The following is a 25501-nucleotide window of genomic DNA, read 5'->3' as shown; positions in this document are numbered from 1 at the left end:
CAACGGGGACAATCAAGAAAGGCAGGATTTGCGGGCGGGCAACATCATTGTTCCGGTTTTGGTAGCCGGTCGTAGGGGAGCGAAAAAATACTTGAGGTTCGCGGTGTGCCGAACGGCGCAGCATCGCCGATCCGGGCGGCATCACCCGCGCGGCTTCAGGACGTCGAGAAAGCTCTCGAGCGCAGGGTTGATGTTGTCTGGGCGCCAGCAGGCGACATAACCGAGGCGGGTCGCCCCACTACCGTCATGAACCGGCCGGAAGATCACGCCAAGGCCAGCCAGCCCCTCAGCGGACTCGCACTGAAGGGTGATGCCCTGACCCTCGGCCACCTCGCTCAGGATGCTCTCCCGGCTCAGATGCCTCGTAACAATTTCGGGCTGGTCGGACGGCGCCGCGAGGTGTCGCAAAAGGATGTTGCGCATGTCAGGGCCGGGATCGTGATGGCTCAGGAGGAAGCGTTTACCCTTGAGCTCCGGCCAATAGATGAACGCCCTGTCAGCCAAGGGATGGTCCTGCGGCAGAGCAACAACAAGGCGCTCCGACCAGAGTTCCAGCGCTGAGAGGACGTCGCAGGTGCCGGCATCGCCGAGGACGATGGCGGTATCGATCGCTCCGGCGAGCACGCCGGCCTTCAATTCGACGAACGGCGACTCGATCAGCTCCACTTCGATGCCTGGATAGCGTTGGCGGAAGTCGCGCAAGCCGGCACGGAACTGGCCCGAGGAGAGCGACTTGTAGAAGCCGACGACGACACGGCCGAGAATACCGGCTCCTCGGGCCTTCGCCTGCTCGGCGAGCCTGTCCACGTCGCAGAGGATACGCCGCGCGGAAATGACGAAGGCTTCACCCGTAGGGGTCAGGCGCGCGCCCGCCTTGGAGCGGTCGAACAGGCTCACCTCAAGCTCGTCTTCGACTTCTTTGATGCGCCGGCTGACGATGGGCTGGCGGACGTTGAGTTCCTGCGCGGCTGCGCTGAAGCTGCCGTTGCGGGCGCTGGCGACGATGTAGCGGAGATGGCGTAGGTCCACTTGCTTCCATCTCCATCAGGAACAGCGACGAGACGAAGGTCTGCCGCTTCAAGCTTGGATCGTGGGCAATGATGTCAATCACGGGAACGATCCGCCTTCGCAACCAGAAGACAGGGGATACCCCAGCCGATTGGATGCAGAGCCTTGCCGCGATGCCGCGGATCGGAGCCCCGAATGGCCTGATCGGAGTTGGCGCGTCAAGAATCGCGCCTGACCGCATCACCCGTTAACTCCACCGCCGCTGCGCCACACCAACACTCCGCGGCAATGGGTTCAATGTCCCAGACCGGGAGTGGATATTCGGCACCGATATAGGGTTAGTTTTCTGTGCCGATTGACAATCCCTGAACCAAATTATTGGGAAATATCTCTAAAACTCCGTCGATTTCCGGAATCTCAGCCCGCCGGTGGTCAGCCAGGTCTCGATTTCTACGAGCATTACCGGGCCGATACCGATCTCCTGCGCCAATTCTTCACGGGTGTACGCACTGGCGATCAGAGCGATGTTACGGGCGCGCTGGGCGGAGGTTCTACCCCCCTTCTGCGCGAGTCGGCCGCTCAACAGAATTTTGCGCGCCCGTCGCGACAGAAGTGATGCAGCCGGCATGGCCGGCATATCTACACTCATGACTCTATATCGCATCTTTATATATGACTATCATGCCGAAACCTCTGGAGAAACGTCAAATTCAGAAAGGCTAAATTCCATATTTATTCAATAATATTGTACCATTCACATCAATAGAAACGGCGAAGAGTCGCTCTGGGATCCAAAATGCAGCGACAAAATTAACGCCATTGGCGACACAAATATTAGAATATCTACAAAAAATTCAGATAATGTCGATCGAATACCATAAAATGAGCGATACATTCCGCAAGGTCGTGTAATGACTCGTTTTCGTTTGACACGTCTTCTGATAAAGGCGTTCAAACAATGATTTCGACACGCCCCCGCCTCCGGCCCGCCAGCAAGCATTTTGTGGCTAGCTAAGCAGCAGCAGTAATCGAAACTACCCATTTTACGCCACGGATCCCGCATTCAGGAAGCATCGACACTTAGCCGCACCTCCCGGGACCTCAAGGCCCATGTCCTGCAGGGGCTCTCCGCCTTTATGCGATCAGAACAGGGAGCCAGGGCCTTGTCATCGAGGAGGATACGACCTAGTGTAACGTGGACAAACTTCCACGCTCAAACTTCTTATGAATAAATTATTAACTATTATTTTTAGATAATCCCTTTTCCTAATGCTCGATTTATCGACGATTGGGCCAACTTATTCCTCAATCGGCACTTCGGTGAAAGTGCCAAGCCTGACATTCTGTCACGACATATGCATCTTACTGGCCACCACATTGGGCACCGCACCGTCCGCAGTGACGTGCCACGAAATTGCCGCAACATGACCATCAGCGACACAATAACTTCGTGGGTTGCATCGATATTTTCCAAATTCCTGCCAAGGAGCCTTGGCTTACTTGAATCAGCTCTGGTACGAAATCGGTCACGTGAGGCGACGTCGATGTCTTTGAAGAAGCCGTTTCTAGTTGCGGGACTGGCGGTCAGCTTTGTCGCCACGGGTGCCATTGGCGCCATTGGGTTTGGCAAGCTGATGAGCAATCCTGGCAACCCGACAGGTGAGTCTGCTAGCTTCGCCAGTGATCCTGGCAGCCCCGCAGTTGCTCCGGCTCCCGTGGCTCCGGCTCCTGCGGCTCCTACCCCCGCCGCTGCGGAACCCGCCGCTCCTGCCCCCCTTGCACGTGATGCCGACCACCCTGCACGCCCCCGCCCCGTTCAGGTCGCGCAAACCCGGCCGACCCAATACGCGCAGGCGCGGCAGACCGGCCCGGGCGCTCGAGTCGACGTCAACGTCTTCTATGATTCCCTAGCTCGGCACGGCACCTGGGTCCAGCATCCCGACTATCAGTATGTCTGGGTGCCGTCCGGCCTCGACGCGAGCTGGCGCCCCTATCAGGAAGGCCGGTGGGTCTGGACCGACGAATATGGCTGGTATTGGGAATCGGGTGAGCCATTCGCCTGGGCGGTCTATCACTACGGCCGCTGGGGCTACGATCCCGGTTACGGCTGGTTCTGGGTTCCGGGTGACACCTGGGCCCCCGCCTGGGTGAAATGGCGCCGCGGCAGCGGCCATACGGGCTGGGCCCCCATCGCCCCGGACCAGCGTGGCTATGCCTATGGCGCGCCGCGCCACTACCAGGTGCCCGTGGCGGAGAGCTGGGTGTTCGTGGAGGACCGCTATGTCGCGGCCGAGGACCTCGCCGTGCGCGTGCGGCCCGTGCCTGAAATCTCCGTGTGGCTGCGCTCCGCCCCGCCCGAATACGATCCGGTCTACCGCGACGGCGTGATGGAGACCCGGTTCGTGGATCGGCGCGCGTTCGATCCCGTGGTCGAAACCCGGATCACCACGCGCCGCATGGTGTTCGTGGACGACTACGACCAGGAATTCGACGACGACCGCGGCTCTCGCATCGGCGTCTACCGTCCCTCTATCGCCGCAGGCAGGGACATTCCGCCGCCCAGGGGCTATGTGCGCGAGGTGGACAGCTCCCGCCGGGTGGTCATCCAGGACTATGTGCGCGAGCCCGTCGCCGGTCTCCTGGCGCCGTCCGCCGCCCTGCTCGCCGTGCTCGGCGCCGACCAGCGGCGCGACCTCTATGAGCGACGCTGGTCGGGGGACGAGGCAGCCTACCGCAGCGAGATCGAGATGCTGCGCGAGCGCGAGCGCGACCGCATCGCCCGCGAGGTCCAGGACGCCGCGCGCAACGAGCGCGAACTCCAGCAGCGCCGCCTGGAAGCGATCCGCCTGCGCGAGCAGATGCTGCGCCAAACCCTGGAACGGCGTGAACAGCGGGCGCAGCAGGTGATCGATCGCATCGAGCGCGAACGCCCCGGCGCCGTGCCCACCCCGCAGCCGCCGGCCGATACCCGGCCGACCGTTCCGGGCGGCCCGGCGGGCACGCCCGCAGGAACCGCGGTGCCGACGCCGCCTCCGGGTGCACCGCCCGCTGGCGCACCGCGGCCGGGTGAAACCCGCCCGCAGGGCACCGCACCGGGACAGCCGCCGGCACCGCCCCCTGCCGCACGGCCTGAAGCGACGCCCCCTGCACCCGCCACACCCCCAGCCGCACGGCCGGCCCCTGCGACTCCGCCTGCGGGCGCTCCGCCAGCCGCTGCACCGCGCCCCGGCGAGGCCCGTCCAGAGGCACCCCGCCCGCAGGGCACCGCTCCGGGGCAGGCTCCGAGCACGCCCCCTGCCCCACGGCCCGAGGCGACGCCTGCCACCCCGGCCACCCCGCCCGCGGCGCGGCCGGTACCCGCCGCTCCCCCCGCAGGCGCGCCGCCGGCCGCTGCGCCGCGGTCCGGAGAGGCTCGTCCAGAGGCACCCCGCCCGCAGGGCACCGCTCCCGGGCAGGCTCCGGGTACACCCCCTGCCCCACGGCCCGAGACGGCCCCGGCGACACCCGCCACGCCGCCCACGGCGCGGCCGGCACCCGCCACGCCGCCCGCAGGTGCGCCGCCGGCCGCTGCGCCGCGGCCCGGAGAGGCTCGTCCAGAGGCACCCCGCCCGCAGGGCACGGCTCCGGGCGCGCCCCCTGCCCCACGGTCCGAGGCGACACCTGCCACCCCGGCCACCCCGCCCGCGGCACGGCCGGCACCCGCCGCTCCGCCCGCAGGTGCGCCACCAGCCGATGCCCCGCGCCCCGGCGAAGCCCGTCCGGAAGCGCCTCGCCCGCAGGGCACCGCGCCCGAGCGGCCTCAGAGCCAGGCACCCCGGCCGCAGCAGCCACAGGTCGAGCGCCCGGAGCGACTCGAGCGGCCGGCCCAGCCGGAGCGGCCCGCTCAGCCGGAACATCCGGCCCAAGGCCAACAGCAGCAGCGCCCCGAGCGGCCGGAACGCCCCGAGCGGCCCGCCCACCCGGAACATCCGGCTCAAGGCCAGCAGCAATGACCCGAGCGGCCGCAGGGTGGGCGCCGCGCTCCTGCGAACATCCTGCGGCCGCAGGGAGATGGCGGAGGGCGGGGAGATGGCGGAGGGCGGGGAGAGCAGGAGGGCTCCCGCCAGCGGCAGAGAGCCCGGCCTTCCGCTGATGGACCAATGTGCCGGTGGCGGTGCTGGAAAAAGATGGTGGGCGTCCAAGACGCACCGGAGTCGGGCCGAGAAACGGGCGGTCAGCGAACAGGCAGTGGCCAGAGGCGACGCAACCGGCAGGGCGAGGCGCCACGGCATCCAGGCGCCGCAATCTCCTGTGGCGTGCTTGTAGCTCTCCTTCTCATCGAAGCCGCCAGGGGTGCGCCGCTTCCCGTCCTTGCCGTCCGTTTTCTGGGTCTGTTCGGCCTCCGGCACTCAGGATTGAGACAACGGCTTCACCACCTTGATCGCTGTCAATCCGCTCGAACAGGAGAAGAGGTTTCATCGCTCAGAAAGGGGGCGGCATGAACAGGCGCAGCTTCGTGGCGGGAATGATTGGCGGGGTGGCACTCGGCGGCATCGGCATCTGGGGCTGGCGCGCGTCAACCGGGTCTATGAGCGAATACACCCGTTACGCAGCAGCACAGAGGACAGATCTGCCACAAGATCCGCCCCTCCACGATCTCATCCGCTATGCGACACTCGCGCCAAACAGTCACAACACCCAGCCCTGGCGGTGCGCTGTCGGCAAAAATTCGATCGGCCTTCTCCCAGACTTCTCCCGGTCAACACCAGCTGTCGACCCTGACAACCACCATCTTTTCGTCAGTCTCGGCTGTGCCATCGAGACCCTGCGTATTGCCGCCGAAGCCACGGGACGGCCGGGAGACGTGAACGTCGAGGAAACAGGTGCTGCGAGCTATGTTTTCTCAAGCGGCATGCCTCGGCCGGGCCCGATGTTTGCTGCGATTCCCAGGCGGCAATCCACCCGCACCGACTATGATAGGCGCCCTGTCCTGGCGGCCGATCTCGAAACCCTGGCACGGGCCGCAGCCGTGCCCGGAACAGGTCTGGTCCTCATCACCGAGCGCCCGCAGCTCGACAGGATTCGTGATCTTGTCGTTGCCGGGAACGACGCGCAGATGGCCGACCGCGCTTACCTGGCAGAGCTGAAGCACTGGCTGCGCTTCAATCCGAGAACCGCAATGGCATCGGGAGACGGGCTTTTCTCCGCCTCAAGCGGCAATCCCGTTCTGCCCGACGCGCTGGGCAGCCGCGCCTTTGATCTGGTCTTCACGGCAAATGCCGAGAACAACAAATATCGACGCTGGATCGACAGCTCAGCAGGCATCGCCGTCTTTGTCGGCGATCGCGAGGACAAGACCCATTGGATTGCGGTAGGCCGTGCCTGCCAGCGTTTCGCCCTTGCCGCAACCAGCCTCGGACTGCGCTGTTCCTTCGTCAATCAGCCGGTCGAAGTCGCCAGGTTTCGGCCGGAACTGGCCGAAATCGTCGGCGCATCAGGCAAGCGCCCCGATCTCGTGATGCGGTTCGGTTATGGACCCGTGACCCCTTTCTCACTGCGCCGGCCGGTCAGAGCCGTTCTGCTCTGATCCATCGACGTCCGCGCTGATCGATTGCTGAATCGGCCGGGCCATGAACGGTGCGATGAGACACAGCTCCACCGGCTCACATCAGATAGTCTACTCCCGCGAGCACCTTGCGCCGAACGCTCTCACCATTGTTGGCAAATTCAGAGCCGTTGACGGCGCGACGATCCGGCCATAAGCGAGGAGGAGCATTCTTTGAGTCACTTCTTGAAGGAAAAATTCGAGCACCTCGTCGATCTCCCGGCACGCGACGGCCTGATGTTGCACAATTTTTATCCAGGCTGAATTCGCTCTAAACGCTAGCCATGACCGGCCGCTCCGGTAAGCTACGGGATTTGCTACGGAGCATACATGCTTCAAATGGTTGCCATATGAGGAGCCAATGTCGAATATTCCAGACGACATCTTTACCGAACCTAGTGATTTTTCGCCGGATACGCTGCAAAATCTGGGACCACTGCGACACTTGGCTGGTGTGTGGCAGTCCGATGAAGGAGTGGACATCAACCCAAAAGCAGCTGGCCCAGAGCGGCGCGTGTTCCGCGAACGCATCCAGATGGATCCGATCGACCCTCAGACCAATGGTCCCCAACTCCTCTACGGGCTGAGATACCACATCCATATCAACACCCCGGAGGAAGCGATCACCTTCCACGATCAGGTCGGGTATTGGCTTTGGGAACCGGCCACCGGATTGATCATGCAGACCATCGCCATTCCGCGTGGCCAGGTTGTGCTGGCGGGGGGGATGGCCGCCGCCGACGATAAATGCATTTCGGTGGAAGCCAAGCGCGGTGACACTCGCTTCGGGATTTGCTCGACCACGTTCCTCGAAGAAGCGTTTCGTACCGACTATTACCGCATCGACATCACCTTCAACGACGACGGCAGCTGGACCTATGTGACGCGCATAGATCTGGCGGTCCACGGCAAAACACCGCCATTCAATCACACCGACACCAATACCTTGCGGCGGGTCGCCCCGCCTGTGTCGAATCCGCTCGTCAGTCTGCTGAAAACCGGAAAATAAAGTAAGATGGAATAAACGCTTCCGTGACGGTGGCTCCTACCGCCGCCACGGGAATGTTATCGATAGCCCGCCGATCAAAAGCCTCCGGCGAGAGACCCGCTCACCGTGTCAACGGACGCGCTCTACGGATCATCTCTTCCGCGCTCATGATAGAGACGGAGCGGTGCTCATGGTGGATTTCTGCGCACCATCAATCCATTGTTCGGCTCAGCAGGCATCTTCGTGGCCGACAAGGCTCGGACTTCTGGATTTGCGCGCTGCTGCCGGTGGGTTCTCCTTTCCTGGCATATCCTCACCGCGCTGTGACCCAACCTCAAAGTGGTGCCGGGTTTGTTTCTGGTATTGAAGCTGCAAAGCCGACCTGCAGAAACAACCCGTTGTTGAATTCACCGCAGGACAACCCCAGGGCTCGATATTCGGAGTGCAGTTTCCCACTCCCAGTCGCCATCTTCACACCTTCTGATTTGGCAAGGCGGTGTATTCCGGACTTGCAATCGTCTAGGCCCTCATCGGAGGGGCTGCCCGGCAGTTTGCTGAGCATCGGCCCATGTTTCGTAGATGCGTACGATCTCAGGCGTGCAGTCGATGAACAAACGTGCAAGGTCTGGGTCGAAATGCTTGCCGCTCTCGCTGCGGATCAGGTTCAGCGCCCGTTCGGCTGTCCAGGCCTTCTTGTATGGACGCACACTGATCAGGGCATCGAAGACGTCTGCCAGCGCGACAATGCGGGCCGCATGGGGAATCGCCTGCCCGGTCAGTCCCTGAGGGTAACCGCTGCCATCCCATTTTTCATGATGGTACAGCGCGATCGTTGCCGCCAACCGGAGCAGGCCCGAAGGGTGGTCACCCAGGATGCGGGCGCCGATGACGGTGTGCTGGCGCATGATGGCCCATTCCTCCTCAGTGAGGCGGCCGGGCTTTTGAAGTATAGCATCGGGAATGCCGATCTTGCCGACGTCATGCATGGGTGCCGCATGGAGCAGCTCGTTGGCGACGTGCTCGCCATAGCCTGCGGCCAGGGCCAACATTTTCACGACGTGGCTCATGCGGACGACGTGTCGGCCGGTTTCGTTGTCCTTGTATTTGGCCGCTGTACCCAGGCATCGAATGATCTGCAGATGCGCCTCTTCAAGTTGCCCGACCTGCACCGAGGGCAAATGATTGCGTATGCGGGCCTGGACCACGCTAGGGCTGAAAGGCTTGACGATGTAGTCGACCGCGCCCATTTCCAGTCCCTGCTGTTCATCCCCCGCTTCGGTCAGCGCAGTCACGAAGATCACTGGAATGGTGACCGTATGCGGGTCTTGCTTGAGGACTGTGCACACCTCGTAGCCGGACATCCCGGGCATCACGATGTCCAGCAGGATGAGATCCGGGCGATTGGCCCGCGCCAACTCCAATGCACTGGCGCCACTCCTAGCAAACAGCAGGCGATAGCTCGGCTGGAGAATGTGGCGTAGCACCTGCAGATTGGCAGGCTCGTCATCGACCGCCAATATCGTAGGCTTGGCGTCGGTCAGGTGGCCCGTGGCCGTCATGCCGGGCTTCCCCGGGAGGCCATCAACGCTTGCAACAAGGCATGGGCCTGTTCAAACTCGAAAGACGCAGTGGCGGCACACAAGGCGAGGCCTCCTTTCGCTACGGGTTCGATTCGAGGGCGAGACAGACGCGTTCGAGGGCTTCAGGGTCCAATTCGTTGCGTTCCAGCAGGGCCAACAAAGGTTGCATCGCGCGTCGGAGGTCGTCGGAAGACACCGAGCGGGTGCCGAGCCGGGTCAGGATGGAATCCGCGGCCGCTTCCTCCGGACCCACGGAGGGGAGTGTTGCGCCAATGCCTGACGGGCTGCTTGCCACAGGGCGCGCAGCTCTGGCATTTGGCCCAATACCTGGCCGCGTTGCCCCTCGCGAGCCAGCCGGCCGGCCAGCTGCGACACCGGCATCAGGGCCAAATTGCCGGCGGCGCCTGTGCGGCCGTGCAGGCTGAAAATGACTTGTTCCCCATCCACATCCTCGATGTGCTTGGTCGTGGGCAGCGGATACGTGCCAGCTGCGGCGACCAGCCGCTGAGCGATGGCGTTGGCGAGTCGCGTCTCGCTGTGCCACGAAAAAGGAATTCCTCGAGCTTAACAGCGCAGAATCCTTCCACACCCCCTATTCTTCCGATTGGGGGCTCTCGGCGGGTGGCGGAATAGGCTTTTTCGGTGGTGGCTTGGGGGCGGGTGGCTTCTGCTGCGACTGTGAAGGCGGCTTCTTCGGCGGCGCGGGCTTGGACACCTGTTGGGGCTGGGGCATTGGCTTCGGCGTTTCAAGGGGGACCGGCACCACGCCGATTCCGATCGCGTAGGGCCGCCACCGCCCTTCTACGCTCTGAAAGAATAGATCGAAGGTGACCCGCGGATCAGTGACCAACTCGCCGTTGACCCGCAACAGGCCCTTGGGCGTGATCGTGGGCAACTGCTTGAATTCCGGTGTCGCGACCGCGACGATCGCGATGTCCGTCTTCTGCTGGCGGATCGGCCCGAAGCTGCTGGCGAGATTTTCTGCAGTATTGAATTTTTGGGATTCCGGCGCAGTGAGATCGCGCAGAACTGAATAGTTGCCAGTCAGATTGGCGTCGTTCACCGAAAGCAGAACATTTCGCACGAGAGCAACTAATTGCTCGGGAGGCGGGATCTGCGGTGGTTTTTCGGGGAGCGCTGCGGCTGGAGGCAGTTGCACCGGGGCATTCTGTCCAGAGGGGACCACCTGCGCAGACAACGTTGATGGCGCGAGCAGCAGCCCCGTGCCTGCCAAAGCAAGAATGAAATGACAGAGGCGGCGCAGAGAGCGCCGCCTGCCATTTAAGATGGGTCGTCGAGCCATCAGCCGGAATCACCAGCCTGCAGAGATGCCGACCCGTCCGCCGACGCCGCCACGCCCGCTGGTGTCAAAGGCAATGCCGCCGTTGGCCGTGAGCGTCTCGTTGATGCGCAGCACGCCTTGGAACGCGACAGCCAGCGCATCGTTATAGAAGCCCAGATTGGCATGCACCGCCACGTTCTGGTGTTCCGGGAGGTAAACGCCACCTAGGGCCATGGCCATAGCGACGCCGCCATCGAGGCGCCGGATATCCTGGCTCAAATTATAGACGGTGTTGTTGAGTGTGTTCAGGTTGTTGAAAATGTAGCCCCCGTCAGAGGCGAGGTTACCGCCTGCGTCCGTGGTGACCACCTGGAGCGGCCCGCTCTGAGCAGCGCGGCTGGCATTGGAGGTGATGCCGGGCGCCGTGTACGTATTGGAGGCGGTACCGATCATCACCTGATTGTTGCGGGTCGCCGTGGCACCTGCGCCAATCGCAGTGGCGTTTGTATAGCTGCCGGTGGAGGCGCCATTGCCAATGGCGGTGGAGTTCGCGCCTTCCGCTTTTGCGCCGTAGCCAATGGCCGTGGAACCCGTGCCCGTCGCGCGCGAATTGGTACCGAGAGCCACGGCGTTGGTGCCCGCAGTGCTACCCGCGCCCACGGCCGTCGCATTATCAGAATTACCAGCATTGGCATTGGTGCCGAGCGCCGTGGAATTGGCGCCGTTGGCGGTGGCGTTGACACCACAGCCCAGCGAGGTCGCCGAAGCGCTTGCGCCGCTGTTGTCCGCGGTGACGTTGCTCACCACTGACGCCTTCGACGACGAGAGGCTGGTCAGGAAATCGCCCGACTGGGTGTCAACGCTGTTGACGAACTTCCCGCTCTTCGTAGTCGTGCTGGCGCCCGTGAGCGCGGTGTCCGACGTGGTGCCGAGGGAGGTGTCGCCGGTGAGGAAGGTGCCCGAGGTCTTCTTGATACCGGTCAGCGCCGAGTCGGAGGTGGTGGAGAGGGAGGTGTCGCCGGTGAGGAAGGTGCCGGAGGTCTTCCCGATGCCGGTCAGCGCCGAGTCGGAGGTGGTAGAGAGAGTGGTGTCGCTGGTGAGGAAGGAGCCGGAGGTCTTCCCAATGCCGGTCAGCGCCGAGTCGGAGGTGGTAGAGAGGGTGGTGTCGCTGGTGAGGAAGGAGCCGGAGGTCTTCCCGATGCCGGTCAGCGCCGAGTTGGAGGTGGTAGAGAGGGTTGTGTCGCTGGTGAGGAAGCTGCCCGTGGAGGTATCCACGCTGGTCACGACGGTGGCCGTCGAAAGGTCCCCGGTAATGACGGGGATCGTCGCCTGCTCCAGAACGCCAGGCGGATTTTTGAGCCTGATTTGGTCCGATCCACCAACCTGATAGAAGTCCAGGGCGTCCAGCGCAGTTCCCGTGCTCGCATTGGTCACCACCGAGACGTCCGTCGTCTGAGGCGTCACCGATGTGACGGCGGTGCCGGTGCTCTGGTTCAGCGACGCTCCGGTCAGAAAGCTGCCGGAGGTGGACGTGACGTCGGTCACCGCCGTTCCCGTCTTCTGGTTCAGCGATGCTCCGGTGAGGAAGCTGCCGGAGGTAGTGGTGACGTCGGTCAGGGCCGATCCGGTCTGCTTGTTCAGCGACGCTTCGGTGAGGAACGAGCCGGAGGTGGTGGTGACGTCGGTCAAGGCCGATCCGGTCTGCTTGTTCAGCGACGCTCCGGTGAGGAACGAGCCGGAGGTAGTGGTGACGTCGGTCAGGGCCGATCCGGTCTGCTTGTTCAGCGACGCTCCGGTGAGGAACGAGCCGGAGGTGGTGGAGGTGGTAACGCCGGTCACCGCATCACCGAAGCCAGGTGTGACGGCTGTGATGGCCTTACCCTTGTTCGCATCGACGCTGGCCACGACATCGGTGAAAGTCGGCGTCACGCTGGTGATGCAGGTGGCGGCAGAAGCAGAAAAAGGCAGAGCGACGCTCAGAGCCCCAACGCTCACAGTGGTAAGTGCCAACTGAACCGGCGCCGTACCGGTCATGACCAGCGCGCTGCAAACGGACACGAAATTTCGAGTGGCCGCCACACGAGTATAGAGTTTCATTCTTTCCCCCATCCACGAATACACAATTCATGTGTAAGCGCGAGGCCAAACGCCTTTAATGCTAACGTCCGTTAGCTCGTCGCATCGCAAACGCGCACTAAATTCACCAGACATAGTTCCATTGCGGCACACTTCGACGGACCAAGCAGCCCGGCAACATGCGCTTGTTAGACCAATGGAGCGATCGGCAGTAACTTGCAGATCGGTTCGCCAGCGATTGGTCGCATATGATAGAACCGGATTCGAATATCGAGACCACCCATTTTGCGCCACTGTTGCGTATTCCAGACTCCTGAAGTAGCGCAGCGACGACGCGAGGTGTTGGCATCAGATTGCATCTGTGCGTGCAGCAACTTCAGTCGCCATGTTGCTTGCTCGCGCGAAATTCGCGCGGTCCTACGCCCGTCATCTTGCGAAAGGCCCGCGTAAAATGGGCCGGGGAGGAATATCCCAACTCCGCCGAAATATGGGTGATTGAGCTACCCGTCTGTCGCAACAACTCGGTCGCGCGCTGAATTCTCACAACACTCGTGAGGCTTCGAAAGTCCGTGCCGGCGCGATTAAGTTCTCGCTGCAGGGTGCGAACGCTGGTGTCCATCGACCACGCTATATCGTCAATCGACACGCTGCCAATGAATACCTGAGTGCGGATTTGTTCGATGGTGACCGCGAGGAGACTTCGTGGCGCGCCATCAGGCCAGTCGCGCACGACATCCTCTATGGTCACCATGGGCTGGGATGTGCGGGTTGACGTGGCCATCAGGTGGCGTCGTTCAAAGACGATTGCTACCGCAGATGCATTGAAATGGACGGGACACTGAAATGTGTCTTCGAAAAGAGAAATCTGGTGTGGGGTTTCGATATTAAGCTCGATGCATACCGGCCGCCAACTGGCTGGTAAATATGCTTTGAAGAGGCTCAACATCTCGCCGGCCGCAGCGCATGCAACAGTGGGGTAACCTTCGGAGTTAGCCGACGCGCATGTCCAACCATATCGCATATGCTCACCCAAGGCCGTCAGCGACAATTTATCGAACGTGCTATGGTAGCAAAGGGTTGCAATACTGCGCGCGATGGCATGGCCGAGCGTATCGGCTCCGAACACATACCGTCCGAAGTTGCCATAGCTAGAGGCATCCATGCTGGGGGCAATCAGAAGCCCAAAGTTAGGCTCGCCGGCCGCTCTCGCGATGGTATTCGCGAATTCTAACACTGCCAGCTGAGGGATGAAGTAATTCTTGCCCTCGATCATCTCGGCGTCGAACCTTCCGGCGCGATTGGCCCGCTGCAGCGCCACCTCTCCGATTTCTTGGCGCACGAACGCAGGCAAGCCCTTCAAGACATAGCTAGAGATCACAGGAATTGTGGTCATATGGTAATGCCCTCGAAAAGCAGCATCCGTGGCGCAAAATGGGTAGCTTCAATGGCCAGCGCTGCTAGCATTTCTCGCACTGAAAGCGGAATTCCGTGCATATCTGTAATTATTTATTGATTCGTAAAGTAATAATTCATCCAGACATGCATATAAATTAGTATATAATTTCAGTTGTTTTTCATATATTTCTGCATTCAATTTCGGACTTTCGCCTATCAACGTGGCCGACGACGCCGTGTTATTCCTCGGTAAGGACGATGTGGTATCATGAGTACCTTCTCCTACATCCTAGCTGCGTGGTCGGTGGCTTCCGTCGTCTTCGGCGCGTTCCTCTGCCTCTGCATCAACCGCTTGAAACGCCGCTCCATGGGAAGGCGGATGGATAGAGTCATGGTCATCGGCAAAGCCCGCACAGGGCGCGATTGATCGGCCGTTCCACCCGTGGCCGACGCTACAACGCGAGCGCGCTGACACGCAGGTAAGCCGCCGAGTCCCCCTAGAGGGACACGGTGAACGGCATAGCGGCGACGGCCTTCAGCTTGAGCCCCGCCTTTCTGAAGAACGCTGATGTAAGCCGCATCGAAGGTGAGCGGCGCCACTCGGCAGCCTGGGCTTGGCCTGCCCCTTTGGACTACGGGCGGCGGTCATCCGCCACGCCCCCAAATCAACCAGCCGAAGACCAGCCCGAACAGCAAGGCCACGAAGACCCCGGCCGCCAGCGGAACGTATCCGGCCAAGAGAAACCCGATTATTGCGCCGGACACGGCGCATGCCACGAGGCCGAAGATAGCCGCGGAGGGGCCTTCATCGATGCGTCCCCCGCCCCCTGGTCGACTGGATTCCATAGAATAATACTCGTCTTTAAATGTTGTTTTGAAAATCAGCTTAAGAGGGATTCCCGTTCTTGTGGGAATGCGAATGAATCACACTATTTTGCGGCCCCCATTTAACAGCGTTGCACGGGCAAGCTCGCATGCGGTGACCAAGTCAGAGCATAGCGCAGCATCCCAAATTTCTTTACGTCATGTCTCATGTGACATGTACGTGCGTACCTTTTCTGATAGACCCACTACCTTGTTGCCGCTGCTGGTGACGTGACTACCTACGTTGCTTGCTTGTCGTCGGCGCCACGGCGGTGATGCGCATGGCACGCAAGGATAAGGCCCGGCAGCCATGGGCTGCTCAGCTGCTCACGCGCGAGCCGGTGAAGATCCCCACCGTGGCACGGGCCAATAAGACAGCGCGGATCGCCCGGGCAGTGATGGCGCGCAAGCGGCCTAAGCGGCGGCGTGATCGCTGTCCTCGCCGCACACTGAATATCGGCAGGGGGGTGTAGAGTGTAGCTCAGCGGGGATGACAGACCGGTCAGACCGAGGATCGCACGAACCCAGGGAAGCAGAACGTCTCGAGCGCGATGACGTGATTAGGGATGCGGTCTGCGGAATTCATCAGGGCCAACAGCGATGTGGTGCTGCGAGAACAGGCCGAACATATGGATGCACCCGACCAGTACGCATCGCCCTGAAGATGCCCCTTGCACCGAGGGGGCCGTCCACCCCATCACCTCACTTCCGAAATGGCACGAGCTTAACCCCGTCGAGAATGTCCTACAGTTTATGCGCAGCAATCGGCTCTCAAGTCGTGTTTTCCAATTCTGCGACGACTTCGTCGATCACTCCCGTTTCGCTTAGAACCGACTCGTCGATCAGCCTTGGTGCATCGTGTTCAGCGGACGCCGCAAGTGGGGTAATGGGCTTTGATTAATACGATTTTCGTGTCAGTCGCGCACAATACTCATACCAATTCATTGCTGGAGGCAGGACGCTCGACGAGGCTAACGACGCCTCATTGCGCGCTTGGCGCGGTGTCATGGAAAATCGCGCCTGAAAGGCGCGGTGAAACTGGGGCGTGCTCGAAAAACCGAAGGTGTACGCGACTTGAGCAATGGACGAACTGCGACCTGAGGGGGAAATTAACGCACGAAACGCCGCGTCGAGCCGCTTTTCGCGTATGACGGTTGCAACACCGCCTTCAGCTTCAAACATCCGGTACAAGTGAGCCCGCGAGACATGAAAGCGTTGCATCAGCAGGGCTGGGCCAAGATCCGGCGCCGCCAGATTCTCCTCGACGAAACTCAGCAGGCGATGACGCAGCACGTTATTCAAAGCTGGATCCTGCGGCGGCGCCCGGCGCGATATGCAAGCCCCAATGAGCGCTATGGCGGCTTCCTCGATGGCCTGCGCCTCTGTTCCATCGGCAATATCTGGCAGATTGGCGAAACTGACCATAAAATCGGTTAGAAATTGGGTGATCGGCTCGCCTTTCTTGAGAACGAATCCATGCAGGTCCCGACCTCCTGTCGCCTTGTCGAGTGCGGCTCGTGGCAACATCAGCGACAGTGCAGAGCCCTGTCCAACTTCGCCTCTGAATGACCGGCTGAGATCAGCAAAGCAAATATCGCCGGAATTTATTGAAACGGCGCCACCCTCAAAATCGTTATCAACTACACCGCCCAACATCAGGAAGACAAAATACTGGTCAAGCCCGAGAATGATATGGCAACGATCCCGTGAAATTCGTTGCTGACTGTGGTTTGTTGAAATGATCAGCGTTTGACCAATCAAGTGCGAGCGTAGGGAAAGCTCTAGCTGGCGTGGTCCGTTATCCTGTGGCATCACTTCAAAAAATGGCCGCGACAATTCCCGGCACATATCTGTGCGCAAGGATTTTTCAACAATATCTGTCGATAGAAACACTTCTTCTGACACTAAGAGACTGTCCTAAAACGAGCCTGTCCTAAAACCAGTTGAGTCATCGGGCGTCGTGTGCTTCCAAGAGGTTGTCGAAAACCGTTGGTAGACGAGTTACTCGCCGAGAAGGTTCATTCGGGCGGCTCCCCTTGGATCGCATCGGCAGCCGGTTGGTCGCGGCTCTCGTGAAACGCTAGCATTTGCCCAAATCGAAAACTTCCCATTTCGCGCCAACCCGCTGAAGAGAGGCAGTCCTCGCCCCGAGGCGCATCTCTGGCTGCGACGAAACAGGCAAACTCACGCGATACCGCTTCGAAGAAGGTTCATGCCCGTGGGGAGCCGGTTGCGAGAAACCTCGTCGGCGGCCTCCTCTCCTTCCTTCTTGTAATCGACCAAGAGCGGGCCGGTCGACAGCTCGGCGATAATACACCGCGATCAACTGTCTGCGTATGTCTGATATACTATCTCTATTTCATGTTCTTCTTCAAACCCCCTGACCCGACCAAGAGCGCGGAACCCCGCGCATCACGTAAATGTCTGGTCGCATCGCCACGTTTCGTCAGAGCCCCCGACTGCGGGCTGCAACCTGTGCGACCAGTGCGGAGCAGCCGATCGCCCCTGCGGGACCGGGGTTCCTTGCCATTCGTGGCGGGTGGGCCGCCCTCATCGCCATCGGGTCATGGGGTCGGGGCCCACTTAGACTGAGATACCGATGCGAAACCCGGTGAGAGTCATGGTCGGATGAGTGCACATCGGTCCGTCAGGAGGGCCGTTGATATTGTCTCCCTGGAGCGCTGCAATGCTGAGTTTCCGCACCGCTTGACACTCTGGCGATCACTCCTCCGAGCCGGGCATCGGTATGCGGACATCCTCCGGTACTTCCTGCCGAAGCCGCGGTCCTTTGGCGAGACGGCGGCCGAGGGCTTCCATGAACTTGTCGTAGCGTTCGCCGCCCTTGGCGCGGGCGACGGCCTGGGCGGTCTCCGGCAGCGGCGCGGTGGCGGTGAGCCAGGCGCGGATGAACACGGCGAAGGCCTCGTTGGCGATGCCCATGTCGCGTTCCAGGCGCTGGAGGTTGCGGTCGATCCGGTCGAGTCGTTTGGCGAGCGCCGCCTCCTGCCGCTCGTCGGCATCAGGCGAGAGGAAGGAGGCGATGGCCGCCTCGGCGATCAGGGAGCGGGACTGGCCGCGCCGGTCGGCAAAATCTGCCAGGAGACGCATGAGGTCCGGATCGAGATAGACGGACAGCCGGGCCTTTTTGTCGGGGCGTTCGCTCATGGCTCACAGCTCCACGCCGTCGCCGGGGTCCATGGCGGCCTGCCGCGCCACGAGCCGCATGGTGCGGACCACGGTGCGGCCGGCAACAGCGGTGCGCTCCGGCGCATCGGCGTCGGGATCGAACTCGTTGGCGGGAGCGCCTGACGGCTCCGGCGCGATGTCCTTGTGCGGCTCGAGGCCGGGCTCGCGGCGCAGGCCGGAATTGGCCGGATCGTCATCGGGCTTCGACGCGGCGAGAGCGGCAGGATCGAGGGGCGAGGCGGTAGAGGCGATGCCCCGTGGCGGCGTGATGGGTTTTAATGCCGACCAATCATCGGGCTTCGGGGGCATGGCGGCGCTGCGGGCCGCAGGCACGGGGAGCAGGCGCTCCCGGAAACGCACATCCTCATAGTAGCGCGCTTTCCTGGCGCGGATCGGCGGGCTGCCGGCCACCATGACGAGCTCCTCGTCGGGCGGGAGCTGCATGATCTCGCCGGGGGTGAGCAGGGGACGGGCGGTCTCCGAGCGCGAGATCATGAGGTGGCCGAGCCAGGGGGCGAGGCGGTGGCCGGCGTAGTTCTGCATGGTCCGCGTCTCGGTGGCGGTGCCCAACGCATCGCTCACCCGTTTGGCCGTGCGCTCGTCGTTGGCGGAAAAGCACACCCTGACGTGGCAATTGTCGAGAATGGCGTTGTTGGCGCCGTAGGAGCGTTCGATCTGGTTCAGGGACTGGGAGATGAGGAACGCCTTGATCCGGTAGCCGGCGAGGAAGGCGAGCGCACTCTCGAAAAAATCCAGCCGGCCGAGGCTCGGGAACTCGTCGAGCATCAAAAGCAGGCGATGGGCCTTGTCGTTGGCGTGGAGGTCCTCGGTGAGGCGGCGGCCGATCTGATTGAGCAGGAGGCGCACAAGGGGCCGGGTACGGGAGATGTCGGACGGTGGGACCACCAGATAGAGCGTCGCCGGCGTCGCACCAGACATGATGTCGGCGATGCGCCAGTCGCAGCGGCGGGTGACGGCGGCCACCACCGGGTCGCGATAGAGGCCGAGGAAGGACATGGCCGTGCTCAGGACGCCTGACCGTTCATTGTCGGACTTGTTGAGCAACTCCCGGGCACTGCTGGCGACCACCGGGTGCGGTCCCTTCTCGCCGAGATGGGGCGTCGCCATCATGGCATTGAGCGTCGCCTCGATGGAGCGGCGCGGATCGGAGAGGAAAGCGGCGACGCCGGCGAGCGTCTTGTCGGGTTCGGCATGGAGCACATGCAGGATGGTGCCGACGAGCAAGGCGTGAGAGGTCTTCTCCCAGTGGTTCCGCTTTTCCAGCGAGCCCTCCGGATCCACCAACACGTCGGCGATGTTCTGGACGTCCCGCACCTCGCTTTCGCCCCGGCGCACCTCAAGGAGCGGATTATAGGCGTCGGAGGCCAGGTTGGTGGGATCGAACAGGAGCACGCAGCCGATGCGGGCGCGCAGGCCCGCGGTCAGCTCCCAGTTCTCGCCCTTGATGTCGTGGACGATCGCGCTTCCCGGCCAGGTGAGGAGCGTGGGCACGACGAGGCCGACGCCCTTGCCGCTCCGGGTCGGGGCGAAGCACAGGACGTGCTCGGCGCCGTCGTGGCGGAGATAGTCGTGCTCATAGCGGCCAAGCACCACGCCGTCGGCGCCGAGGAGGCCCGCGGCTTCGACCTCCTCCCGTCCGGCCCAGCGGGCGGAGCCGAAGGTGCGGGCGTCCGGCGCCTCCCGCGCCCGCATGATGGACATGAGGATGGCGATGGCAGCGCCGAGGAGGCCGCCAGAGGCGGCAATGGCCGCGCCCTCCAGGAAGATGCCAGGGGCATAGGCGTCGTAGAGATACCACCACCAGAAGATGGCTGGCGGCGGGAAGACCGGTAGGCCAGCCAGCTCGAACCAGGGCGCGCCGAGCTGCACCTGGAAACCGAGCCGCCACGCGGTCCACTGCGTCGCACCCCAGATGGCGGCGAGGATGATCGCGAACACGATTGCGATCTGGCCCCACAGGACACGGCTGGCGGACACGGCGGCTGGGCTCCTTCATGCGCGACAGAGCGAAGAAAGACCCCGGGCCAAACGGGTTGCAATGGCAGGTCGGCGACGAATCGAAGGGGAGCGAAAGAGAGGGGGAAAATACTTGCGGGACGCGGTGGCGTCGATCGGCGTGGATCAGCCTGCCGGGAGTTGCTTCAATGGATTGATGAACAGGACGCCAAGGGAGGCGAAATGCCGTTCATTTGCGGTGAGGACCGTGAAGCCGCGCACCGCAGCGACTGCCGCGATGGCGATGTCCTCGAAACCCGGATCGTGGGCGCGCGCCCGGTCGAGCATGGCGCCGGCCTCGCGGGTCTCCTTAACGCCGAAGGATAGGATCCGCCCACCACAGAGATGCTCAACCGCATCGAGCCAGTTGCGCAACCGTCCTGCATTGGTCGCGGCGCCGATGCGAACGGCATGGGCGATGCCGGCTTCGATCTCGGCGATGGTGACTGCCGAGATATGGAGAGCATCGTTGTAAGCGCGGACCCAAGATGCGAAAGCCTCGGACCCGACCTGTCGCTTGGATGGCGCATCAGCCGACACAATGTTGGTAGCGGCTCGATACCAACATTGTGTCGGCCAATGTGCTTCACCCCCTCAACCTCGCCGGCGAAAGGTCGGGTCAGGGCTCCGCATACGCACATTATGAGGCGAATTAAAATGAAGCCGCTCTTACCTTGCGCGCCAACTTCCGACCCTCGCGGGAGCGGATGCAAACAATCACGGCTCGGTGCAGAGCGCCGTTGTAGCTATGATGCACGATCATTGCTGATCCGGCCGCAGAACCCTGATGGAAGCCATCATGCCGCGATCTTCATGTTCGAGGATGTGGCAGTGGAATACGTAGCGCCCCGGGCTGGTCGAGCGGTCGAACGGGATCTTGATATTTATCCAACCCGCAGGGGCATCCTTATTCTTCACGTCGACCAGACAGCCTTTCTGGTCCAAATATTTGTATTTACGATCGGATGCCGAGTAACCCTCGGCATGCTGGATGAAGCCGTTCTGCTCCACATCAGGTGTCTCGCACCCGATCGCGGCCCCCCGTGGGACAATGATCGTGTCGTGCAACGGGAACCCGATGTTCGGTGATTTCGGCGCATCGACAATGACGCTGGCCAGGCTGACGTGGTCGATGGGATCGATCGAATGGACCGCGGCTCCGGTCGCGTCATCACACGCGTCGCCTGCTGTGCACGGCTCTACCGAGAACTTGTTCTGGTGAATGTGGAAGTTGTGGACCTCCGCGGAGAGATTCACCAACTGCCATTGCTCGACCGCCTCGGCCGGGACGCACAGGTCGGCAAGGTCCACGCCGCCGCTCGTGGCGCTGCCGAAGGGCCGCAAGATTGGTTCCTTCACAAGATTCCCGGCTTCGTCGCGCTGCTCGCCGTTCTGGTCGATGATCGTGTGCCCGAGGAGGAACACCTCCTCCCCACTATCCTTGACGATACCGAAATAGATGCGCCGCTTCTCGCCATCGGCGAGGGCCTTGAAAGTCCCGCTGCGGCAAAGCTGGGGCGGACCGAGAGGCCCACGCTGGATCGCGAAGGGCGCCCGTAGCAGCCGCCGCGATTGATCCGGCAGCTGGCGCGTCGCGACCACGCCGGGACCTGCCGTGGCCGACTTGGGAAAATCCACCTCGGCGAGCCGTATCCGAGGCCAGGCATCACCACCCGACTTGAAGGACAGGTTCTGCAGAACGACGACCTTGTCCGAGGACGGGGCGGATGCCGGGCATGTATCGGTGGTTTCCACGCTCGCGCAGGTGGACGGGTCCCTCCACGCGACGAGGATCTCTATTCGACTTCCCGGCATCAGCAGGGCGTGACGCTGGAGCCGGGTGGGGCTTGTGAACGTGCCCGCACCTGCATCGTCACCAAAGGAGACGCCATCGAGCGACAGCACCTGGAAGGGCATTGCGTGCGCACATACCTCCCCGGGTGTAGGCACCTGTATGGTTGTCGGCCATCCGTCCGCAGTCAGGCACAGGCTGTAGGTGATGTTCGCCGAAGCATTCTGGATGCGCCAGATTTCCGACTTGCCAGCGGGGACCTCCCAGCGCGGCTTGTTGACGCCGTTCATCGTGAACACCCAGCGACCGCCACCCGCACCGTCGCAGTACCCGTGATCCGTGATGTCTGCTGCCGTGCCCGCGCAGAAGCTGGGATCTTGTTTGCGCTGCGGCTGCAGAGTCCCGTTCTGCATGGCCAATTGCATGTCCTTCAGGATGATCTGTCGGACGACGAGATTGTGATCCTCGCTTGGCGCCCCGCCGCTCTGGCAGGATTTTCCGTCGGGCGAAGGTTTGATGCAGACGTACTCGTCGATATCCCCGATCTCGATCAACCCCGCCATGCCGTCCGACACCTGCTGGGCGCTCATCCCGTGCACATGCGGGTGGATCCAGAACATGCCACGCGGGTGCCAGCTCGGAATCTCGATATCGTATTCGAGGGAGTTGCCCGATGTGTTCATCGGATGATGCGTCATCGCTCCGGGCCCCGCAGGCGCGGCACCGGTGGGGGCGACAGAAACGAAGACGAAATCACCGTAGCTTCCGGAGAAGGGGACTCCTGGCAGGAGATCCTCCGGGCGCTTGCCCCAAGCCGGGGTGTAAAGCCCGTGCGTGTGGGTGTTGAGCGGTTCACTGGTGCGATCGATCAGGGTGACCTTGAACCGCCCCCGGGGCTTCAGCTTGAAAACTGCGCCGCCATAGGGGTTCGGTTGATTAGCCTTGCAGTCTGACAATTGCGCCTCGGTCAGGCCGCGTCCTGAGCATACGGTGAATAGGTTCGTCGTTACTGGAGTGCCGCCGATCATGACCTCCCGCGGCTCCGCGACGAGGGTTACCTCAAGAACGTCATTTGGGCTCGCGAAGATCTGCAGCTGCGGGATGGAATCCGCATTCGCCTGCGGGATGCAAATGGCCAGAGAGGTCAATGCGATAGTTGCGTAAATGAATTTCAGCATAGCCGGCGTTCCTCTATGTCGGGGAACCGAGACAGGTCTTCACGTCAATTGAGCTGGCTTGAAAACGGCCGCCTCATGTGAGGCATCGAGATCGTGGGAATCGGCGCCACCGGCGAGCATGCCCGTGGGTGGTCGAAGACGATGGCGGCGAGTTTGCCGGCGCCGTGCCGCAGCCTTTCGGCTACGTGCGCAGCGAAATCGGCTTCCTTGGCGGGCGAGACAGAAACGCGAGCATATCTATCCCTCCGTTCAAAGCCGCTCGACATCACGCCTTTGGAGAACGTTGCTGCACGCTAACTTATCTGGACTTGTCAGAAATCTGTGACTTTGCACACGGTTGTGGCAGCAAAGTTTGCATATCCGGGTGCGTGTATCAAGGACCCACGGCGCCCACAAGAATGGCCGAAATGAACCTCTCTGCCCGACCGGCTGATGCAATCCTCACCCAGAATCGTCAAACTGCGCACTCACGCCCAACCCATGACATCGCCGTCAAGCCGCGAAAGGCCGGTAGTGTCGACCGCCCCGAACTCGGCGCGCATATGCGCAGCTATCCTCTGTGCCACAGCCGTCGCCGTGCGGGGCACGAAGGCGGGGCTCACCGCCGGCCGCGAAACTTCCTGCTCTATCGCCTGGCCCCGCCGGTGCTGATCGGGGTCGCGCGGATGCTACACGATGCCATGGTCGTCGAGCGGCACCCGGCCCACTGCGGCGATAAGGAGCTCCGGAGCAAAAGCCACCCGGATTTCATTTACAGCCCCAGCCCTCGCTTGCGGCCGAACGACCAATCGATGCCGCCGTCCGGGCGGGCGACGCCGGAGATATGCCGGCCCATGTGCCGCTCGACGGAGGGGGTCCACGGCACGAGCTTGAAGCCGAGCCCGTCGTCGATCAGCGCGAAGCGACCGGAAGCGAGCGCGAAGCGCTGGCGGTAGGTGCCGGCGACATAATCCCCGGCGGCCGGCTTCTGGAAGGGCGTGCCGGTCTCGGCTGCGAGCCTCTGACCGAGGGCGTCCAGCTCTCGCTCGCAGAGCGAAGCGAGGAGGTTGCGGGCGAAGACGATGCGCTGGCCGTCGCGCCGGGCGAGGCCTTCGGAGACGAGATGATCGGCGCGGGCCTCCATCGCCTGCCGCACCTCCTGGCCGAAGCCGCCGCCGAGGACCACCGGGTCGCGATCGAGGAGCCGGCGGTCGAGCCAGGTGGCGCCGTCCGCCGTGACCTGAGCTGTGATGGAGAGGTCCGAGCGGACGGCGAACGCGGTGCGGGTGCGGCCCTCGCCATCCTCATAGCGGCGCAGCTCGACGATGGAGCCGGGGGTGCTGTCGCCGGCGGCGTCGAGGGCGGGAAAGCGGATGTGGTGGGTGCGCCCGTCGATGCCATCCACCACGGCAAAAGCGGTGCCGGCGAGCTCGTCGTCGAGGCCGCGGTCGACGAGACGGCCGATGACCGGCTCGCCATGGGCCTCGCCGGAGAGGACGTAGTCGGTGAGGCCGCGGTCGATGCCTTGCTCGGTCAGGGCACGGTGCATGCGCTTGATGATGTCGCCGCGCTCGCCCAGCGCGCGCAAGGTGGCCTCGGCCTCCTCGGCGATGATCCACCGGCCGGGGGCGACGGGCTCGGCGAGGCCGAGACGTTCGAGCTGGCGCAACCGGCCGACCTTCAGGGCGAAGTACGCGTCCGGCTTCTGGTCGGGGAGCGGCGCGAGATCGAGCAGTCCATGCCGATCCGCATCGTGCTTGAGCTGGCGGTCGAGCTGGGTCCAGCGCTCGGCGTCGACCTGGCGTTCGAGGAACCGGCGGATGTCGCGGTCGGTGCGGGGGCCGAGCTCCTGGGTGACGAGATCCTGGGCGCGGTTGCGCATCCCTTCCTTGATGTAGTCGCGGGCGATGACGAGATCGGAGCCGTCATCGGTACGGCCGCTCAGGATGACATGGACATGGGGGTGCTCCGTGTTCCAGTGGTCGACCCCGATCCAATCGAGCCTGGTGCCGAGATCCTTCTCCACCTGCACCATGAGATCGCGGGTGAAGCCCCGGAGGTCGGACATCTCCACGGCATCGTCGGGGGAGACGATGAAGCGGAAATGGTGGCGATCGTCTTGGCAGCGCTCGGCGAAGTCCTTCACGTCGGCATCGTCGGTGCCGGAGCCGAACATGCGGGCCATCTCACCGTTGCGGGTGACCCCCTCGCGCCGCAGGTAGTTCAGATGGGCGCCGAGCGGCGCAGACCGGGCGGTGTGCCGGACCACACGGGTCTTGATGACGGCACCCCGCGAGCGGCCGGTGATAAGGCGGTTGGCGTGCACGCTCGCGGTACGGCCGCGCCCGAAGCGGGAGCCTGAGCCGGAGGTGATCTTGCCGGAGCGGGAGATGCGCCCGCCGGCTTTCTGCGCGGCGGCGAGCGCCTGGGCGACGAAGGGCTTGGCCCGCTGCACCTTCGAGGAGCGGATGCGGCCAGGTCGGACGCGGAAGTCGTCGTCACCGCTCACGGTGCTTCTGCCCGTGATGTGCAGGCTTCACTGAAATCATTCGCAAATCGAAAGGGGCGCACAT

Annotated in this window: 16 protein-coding genes; 4 read left to right on the top strand and 12 right to left on the bottom strand. The window is 62.6% G+C overall.

What is annotated here, in order from left to right; translation table 11 throughout:
- Nucleotides 1-141: 141 nt before the first annotated feature.
- Complete coding sequence (locus V5F59_RS01195) at nucleotides 142-1029, bottom strand: LysR family transcriptional regulator (protein WP_393979559.1); 888 nt, start codon at nucleotides 1027-1029, stop codon at nucleotides 142-144.
- A gap of 370 nt (nucleotides 1030-1399) precedes the next feature.
- Nucleotides 1400-1657, bottom strand: coding sequence for a hypothetical protein (locus V5F59_RS01190; RefSeq protein ID WP_393979557.1), 258 nt, complete (start codon nucleotides 1655-1657; stop codon nucleotides 1400-1402).
- 1309 nt (nucleotides 1658-2966) lie between these two features.
- On the opposite strand from V5F59_RS01190, the gene V5F59_RS01185 reads away from it, so the two are divergent.
- The 3 genes from V5F59_RS01185 to V5F59_RS01175 all read left to right on the top strand — a co-directional run bounded on the left by V5F59_RS01185 (nucleotide 2967) and on the right by V5F59_RS01175 (nucleotide 7601).
- Nucleotides 2967-5000 carry a DUF6600 domain-containing protein gene (locus V5F59_RS01185; RefSeq protein ID WP_509211154.1) on the top strand — a complete coding sequence of 678 codons (2034 nt, stop codon included), beginning with the start codon at nucleotides 2967-2969 and terminating at the stop codon, nucleotides 4998-5000.
- A gap of 485 nt (nucleotides 5001-5485) precedes the next feature.
- Complete coding sequence (locus V5F59_RS01180) at nucleotides 5486-6574, top strand: Acg family FMN-binding oxidoreductase (RefSeq protein ID WP_393979553.1); 1089 nt, start codon at nucleotides 5486-5488, stop codon at nucleotides 6572-6574.
- Nucleotides 6575-6953: 379 nt separating this feature from the next.
- Nucleotides 6954-7601, top strand: coding sequence for an FABP family protein (locus V5F59_RS01175; RefSeq protein ID WP_393979551.1), 648 nt, complete (start codon nucleotides 6954-6956; stop codon nucleotides 7599-7601).
- A gap of 506 nt (nucleotides 7602-8107) precedes the next feature.
- On the opposite strand, the gene V5F59_RS01170 is transcribed toward V5F59_RS01175, so the two are convergent.
- The 4 genes from V5F59_RS01170 to V5F59_RS01155 all read right to left on the bottom strand — a co-directional run bounded on the left by V5F59_RS01170 (nucleotide 8108) and on the right by V5F59_RS01155 (nucleotide 13911).
- On the bottom strand, nucleotides 8108-9139 hold the full coding sequence (locus V5F59_RS01170) for a response regulator (protein ID WP_393979549.1): 1032 nt from the start codon (nucleotides 9137-9139) through the stop codon (nucleotides 8108-8110).
- A gap of 613 nt (nucleotides 9140-9752) precedes the next feature.
- Nucleotides 9753-10463, bottom strand: coding sequence for a hypothetical protein (locus tag V5F59_RS01165; RefSeq protein ID WP_393979547.1), 711 nt, complete (start codon nucleotides 10461-10463; stop codon nucleotides 9753-9755).
- A gap of 9 nt (nucleotides 10464-10472) precedes the next feature.
- Nucleotides 10473-12539, bottom strand: coding sequence for a hypothetical protein (locus tag V5F59_RS01160; protein WP_393979545.1), 2067 nt, complete (start codon nucleotides 12537-12539; stop codon nucleotides 10473-10475).
- A gap of 355 nt (nucleotides 12540-12894) precedes the next feature.
- Entirely contained in the window at nucleotides 12895-13911 is a 1017-nt protein-coding gene (locus V5F59_RS01155; protein ID WP_393979543.1) for an AraC family transcriptional regulator ligand-binding domain-containing protein, read from the bottom strand.
- 270 nt (nucleotides 13912-14181) lie between these two features.
- On the opposite strand from V5F59_RS01155, the gene V5F59_RS01150 reads away from it, so the two are divergent.
- The gene (locus V5F59_RS01150) at nucleotides 14182-14340 is read left to right on the top strand and encodes a hypothetical protein (protein ID WP_393979541.1); all 159 of its coding nucleotides are present in this window, start codon (nucleotides 14182-14184) and stop codon (nucleotides 14338-14340) included.
- A 1334-nt stretch (nucleotides 14341-15674) separates the two neighbouring features.
- Here the strand turns inward: V5F59_RS01150 and V5F59_RS01145 are convergent.
- The 6 genes from V5F59_RS01145 to V5F59_RS01120 form a co-directional block, all read right to left on the bottom strand.
- A complete protein-coding gene (locus V5F59_RS01145; protein WP_393979539.1) occupies nucleotides 15675-16682 on the bottom strand; it encodes a helix-turn-helix domain-containing protein in 1008 nt (335 codons plus the stop codon).
- Nucleotides 16683-17498: 816 nt separating this feature from the next.
- The gene (locus V5F59_RS01140) at nucleotides 17499-17942 is read right to left on the bottom strand and encodes a ribbon-helix-helix protein, CopG family (protein ID WP_393979537.1); all 444 of its coding nucleotides are present in this window, start codon (nucleotides 17940-17942) and stop codon (nucleotides 17499-17501) included.
- A gap of 3 nt (nucleotides 17943-17945) precedes the next feature.
- Entirely contained in the window at nucleotides 17946-19961 is a 2016-nt protein-coding gene (locus V5F59_RS01135) for a conjugal transfer protein TraG (RefSeq protein WP_393979535.1), read from the bottom strand.
- 144 nt (nucleotides 19962-20105) lie between these two features.
- Nucleotides 20106-20519 carry a PIN domain-containing protein gene (locus tag V5F59_RS01130; protein WP_393979533.1) on the bottom strand — a complete coding sequence of 138 codons (414 nt, stop codon included), beginning with the start codon at nucleotides 20517-20519 and terminating at the stop codon, nucleotides 20106-20108.
- Nucleotides 20520-20738: 219 nt separating this feature from the next.
- Nucleotides 20739-22949 (bottom strand): multicopper oxidase domain-containing protein, encoded by a 2211-nt coding sequence (locus V5F59_RS01125; protein WP_393979531.1) that lies wholly within the window; start codon nucleotides 22947-22949, stop codon nucleotides 20739-20741.
- Nucleotides 22950-23700: 751 nt separating this feature from the next.
- The gene (locus tag V5F59_RS01120; protein ID WP_393979529.1) at nucleotides 23701-25437 is read right to left on the bottom strand and encodes a relaxase/mobilization nuclease domain-containing protein; all 1737 of its coding nucleotides are present in this window, start codon (nucleotides 25435-25437) and stop codon (nucleotides 23701-23703) included.
- Nucleotides 25438-25501 lie beyond the last annotated feature (64 nt).

The organism is Xanthobacter nonsaccharivorans (assembly GCF_043194755.2).
Taxonomy (GTDB): domain Bacteria; phylum Pseudomonadota; class Alphaproteobacteria; order Rhizobiales; family Xanthobacteraceae; genus Xanthobacter; species Xanthobacter autotrophicus_G.
Note: the sequence above shows the minus strand (reverse complement) of the source record. Positions and strands in the feature narration are given on the sequence as shown.